At 61.7% G+C, this 3,803-nt stretch carries 3 protein-coding genes and 1 pseudogene; all 4 read right to left on the bottom strand.

Going from position 1 to position 3,803, the window contains the following annotated elements; translation table 11 throughout:
* The coding region (locus tag Q0L30_RS03550) for an ImcF-related family protein (RefSeq protein ID WP_296651253.1) at window positions 1–1,889 on the bottom strand (1,889 nt) is incomplete at its 3' end.
* Complete coding sequence (locus Q0L30_RS03545) at window positions 1,886–3,169, bottom strand: hypothetical protein (RefSeq protein ID WP_296651249.1); 1,284 nt, start codon at window positions 3,167–3,169, stop codon at window positions 1,886–1,888. The genes Q0L30_RS03545 and Q0L30_RS03550, both read right to left, overlap by 4 nt.
* Window positions 3,170–3,172: 3 nt before the next feature.
* Complete coding sequence (locus Q0L30_RS03540; RefSeq protein WP_296651248.1) at window positions 3,173–3,430, bottom strand: PAAR domain-containing protein; 258 nt, start codon at window positions 3,428–3,430, stop codon at window positions 3,173–3,175.
* A gap of 164 nt (window positions 3,431–3,594) precedes the next feature.
* Window positions 3,595–3,803 (bottom strand): annotated as a pseudogene (locus Q0L30_RS03535) (hypothetical protein); the annotation flags it as partial.

The raw sequence follows: 3,803 nt of genomic DNA, 5'->3' as shown, positions 1-3,803 counted from the left end.
AGGCCCCGGCTGGTGGTATCGCCAAGCAGCGTGGCAAGCGACACCGGAGGATATTTCGGCTTCGCATCGTCGAGAATCTGCTGATAGACGGCCTCCGTCGAGTTCTGGATGCCGCGCACGCCGACGATCGTCTGACGCGTGGCGGCGACAAGTCCAGCGTCCGGCACGATGGCAAGCGCCGCCGCCCCCTTGGGCGTACGAGGCGCACCAGGCCCGGCGTGATTCGCAAAGAACGCAATGGCGTGCACACGCAGATCCTCCCACGCGCCCGGCGAAAGCGGCGAGCGTGCCGGGCGCAGGGGAAAGCCCGTTGCGACGAGTTGAGTCGTGAGGAAGGCAGCCTCAGTCTGCTCCGGCTTCGCGAGCATCAGGTAAGCCTTGAGCGTGTCGTAGGCGGCCTGCGCCTGAGCGCTGCCGCCACTTGCGATTTCTTCGTCGGACATCGAGGCGAGCTGGCGCAGGCGATCCTCCAGCTTGTGACGAATCGGGCCGACGAGAATGCGGCTCGCGGCAACCGCATAGCCGGGCCAGAGCGCGGCGCGCAAGGCGCTGTCGCGATTCAGGCCGAAGCGCGTTTGCCACGGCGCGCCGTCACGCCCGCGTATTTCGAGCGTGTCCATCTGCTTGTCGAGACTGTCGAGCGCCTGCAACGCCTGCGTCTCCCTGGCGCCCGCGAGATTTGCGAGCGTCGCGCCAGCCGTGCCGATCGTCGCCCGGTTCGTCAAACCCGAGACCATCATGCCTGCAATCCAGAGACCGACTGCTCCGGTGGCAATCCACGCCGCGGAAGCCGAAAGCGAAAAACCAAAGCGCCGACCGTGGATCTGGCGGCTGTGGTCGGCGACCGCCTGCCAGATCGCGTGATTGTGCGGCGCCAGGGACGCGGCTTCTGTTTCGTTGTTTGTTTGTTCCTTTGTTGCCGATGACGCCTGATCCCGCACCTTGAAGAGCGGCGCAAACAGCAGGCCGTGAACGGGATGGCGCCAGTAACGCGAGCGGGCCGTTTGCAATACGAGTTCGGATAACGCGCTGCCGAGCCTTTCGATGTGCTGCGATAGCTGAGCCGGATAGCGGTCGGCACGATTCAAGCCGATGCGCACGACGCCTGTATCGGCAAGGTTGCGGGTGAGATGTTGCAGCGACGTTTGAATATCGCCGGCGTTCACGCGGGCGTTCGACCAGGTGAAACCGATCGCCTCGTCCGGCCCCCCGGATTCGGCGCCGAAGTCCGTCACGTTCAGCAGGTACGCCGGTGCGGCCCAGCGCAGCGCGCGGGCGTGGCGTGCGAGTTGCCGCGCAAGCCCTTCGGGGTCGAACGGCGCATTTATCGAGGTACGGTTCCGCGTGACCGCCACAATCGCGTCAATCGGGCGGTCGCGCCGCAAGCGGCGGATCTGGTCGAGCCACGCGGTATCGAGTGCGTCGCCGGTTTGCCTGGCGTACAGCAAGACTGCGTCGTGCGTGATGACGTAGCCGCTACCTACGAGGCCGGGGACAAGACGGTTGACGAGGGGTTCGTCGCCAGCGATGAGAATCCAGCGGCTGCGGCGGCGCCAGCGTGGGCCGTGGTGGTCGGCAAGCAATTGCTTCAGGACCGCAGCACGATGACCGCTTGCATGACCGCTGTTGGCGGGAGAAGTGACCTGCCCCAGCTGGCCATGTTCTTTTGCCCACTGTCGAACAGCGCGCCACGCCCTGGCTGGCTGGGACGAATCGCCAAAGCTGAATACGATCAGCATAACGACGAACATAGCGCACAACGCCGCAATGGCCGAACCACGGTTCTCGGGCGCGATGCCAACCCAATCCGGCCGTACCCAGATGAGCAAACCTGGCAGAACGACGCAAAGGATGCTTGCGAGAAGATCGAATTTAAATATCCGGTTCATGCGGAAAGAGAAACGTTATTCAGATATTGATCGTGAGTTGCTACGACGGAGAGAAACGTGAGATCGGCACTGCGCTCAGCAACGAGTTGCGGTGTTGCTGCCTGTGACGCCATTTGCGCAGCACAGGCAACGGCGAGCCAGCCCGCCGACTGCCCGGCTTTGCCTACCGCACGATCAAGATTGAATTCCTGGAGCGCATCGTCACGTGGCATGCTCGCACCCGCATGGCTCAGCGCCGTGTGCAACGGCCCCACCGATTCCCCGTTGAATCCTGTCATCCATGCGGCTCCCAAATCCCGTACGACTGTACTCCCCCAGCGAAGTGCGTTGGTCATCGCGTGATCCAGCCTGTCGTTCTGCGATTGCACCGGACGGTGAATCGCCGCAACTGGGCGCAAACTGTGCCTGCTGGAAATCGAGGTTGAAACCAGCAGCAGCCCGATCCCTGCTTCCGCCGAACCTTCCTGCGGCGCATCGTCGAGACCGGCTTGCAACCCTATTGAAACGAGCAGAAGTGCACGTTTATCCAGCGGCCCCTGCGGATCGTCGAGCCAGGAATCGAGGGCCATCAATCCAGGGGTTTCTGTTGCGAGAAATGGATGCGCAGCGTGCAGCTTCTGGGCACTCCAGCGTTGCTCCCACAACGCGAGTACATCTGTCGTGCCTGCATATCCAGACACTTCGAGCCGCACGTGCAGCGCCAGTTCTACAGGAAGTGCGTTGATCGCCCCGGCCAGGTCCGCCAGCAGACGGTCATAGAGCCACTCCAGAACCCGGGCGTGACGCTCGGCATCGTTGGCTGCAAAGCGCGCGTCTTCCGGCTCAAGGCAGCGTGCAGAAATGGATTGGTTATCTTCATGTGTCGAAGCCCGTGCATCAAGCGTCAGTGTTCCATCGATAATCTTCCCGAGCCCATCCGTCTCGTCGTCATCCGTCACGCGCATCGCACAACCCAGCACCAGAACTGGAATACTTTCTCGATCGAACGCCTGCTTGATGTATTGCTTTTGCGCCTTGTTCCACTCCATCGCGTCGCACCGTATCGCTTCGTAGTGGCGGTAGCGGCGCGATACAAGGAGTGCAGCGAAACCCGCCGGGAATACAGACACGCACGTCCAGAACCACGGCGTCTGAGTCGGTTCGCTGGCCGGCCACAGCAGCAGCACTGCAAAGATGCCGAGCAGCGTCAGCACAAGAAAAACTACGGTCCAGACAAGATAGGATGGCGGCGCATCGGGAACGCGCATTTCAGGCGGAAGCTTCGAGAAGTCGAGGGCCATTGCTTAGCGCCGCCCGCTATTTTGAAGCGATGAAATCAAGCGGCAGCCGCATTCGCACAGATCACCGTGTTGCGCGACTTCAAGGCCGTTATCGAATGCACCCGACGTTGCTGTGGCAATGCGATTGTCCCCATGCTTTGGACACATAACGCGATCACGAATCCGCGCAACCGCACATCCCATGAAAAAACAGTCGCTGGAACCGGATTCCACTACACCGCCGCCGGTATGGCCATCACCGACGCGAATGATACCTGGCATAACTATGCTCCTGGGTTAAACCTTCAGAGTTACTACGACGCTCAATTCGACTGATAGCGTGCGATGAGGCGTCGCACTGCCTTTCCCCACGATTACTTCGAAGCTGGAACCATCGACTCACTGATGCACCTCGCGTGCTCCGCGGTCCGCTCGTCGCGCACGTGCTACTTCTCTTCCCCGACGTAATCGCTCACGCCGAACGTATCGGTCGCCCGTGTCTGGAAGTACAGCGTCGGCGAAAGTAGGTGATCGTGCCAGCTCGTCAACATCGTGTCGTGAACCAGCAGGTCAAAAAGCGCCATCACTTTCGGTGGAAGCGGGTTGGTGCCGCTCAGGCCCATCCGCCACGCGTGCACCAGTTGCTCCTGCCCGG

Source organism: Paraburkholderia sp., from assembly GCF_024281035.1.
Taxonomy (GTDB): Bacteria; Pseudomonadota; Gammaproteobacteria; order Burkholderiales; family Burkholderiaceae; genus Paraburkholderia.
This window is presented reverse-complemented; position numbering and strand designations above follow the sequence as displayed.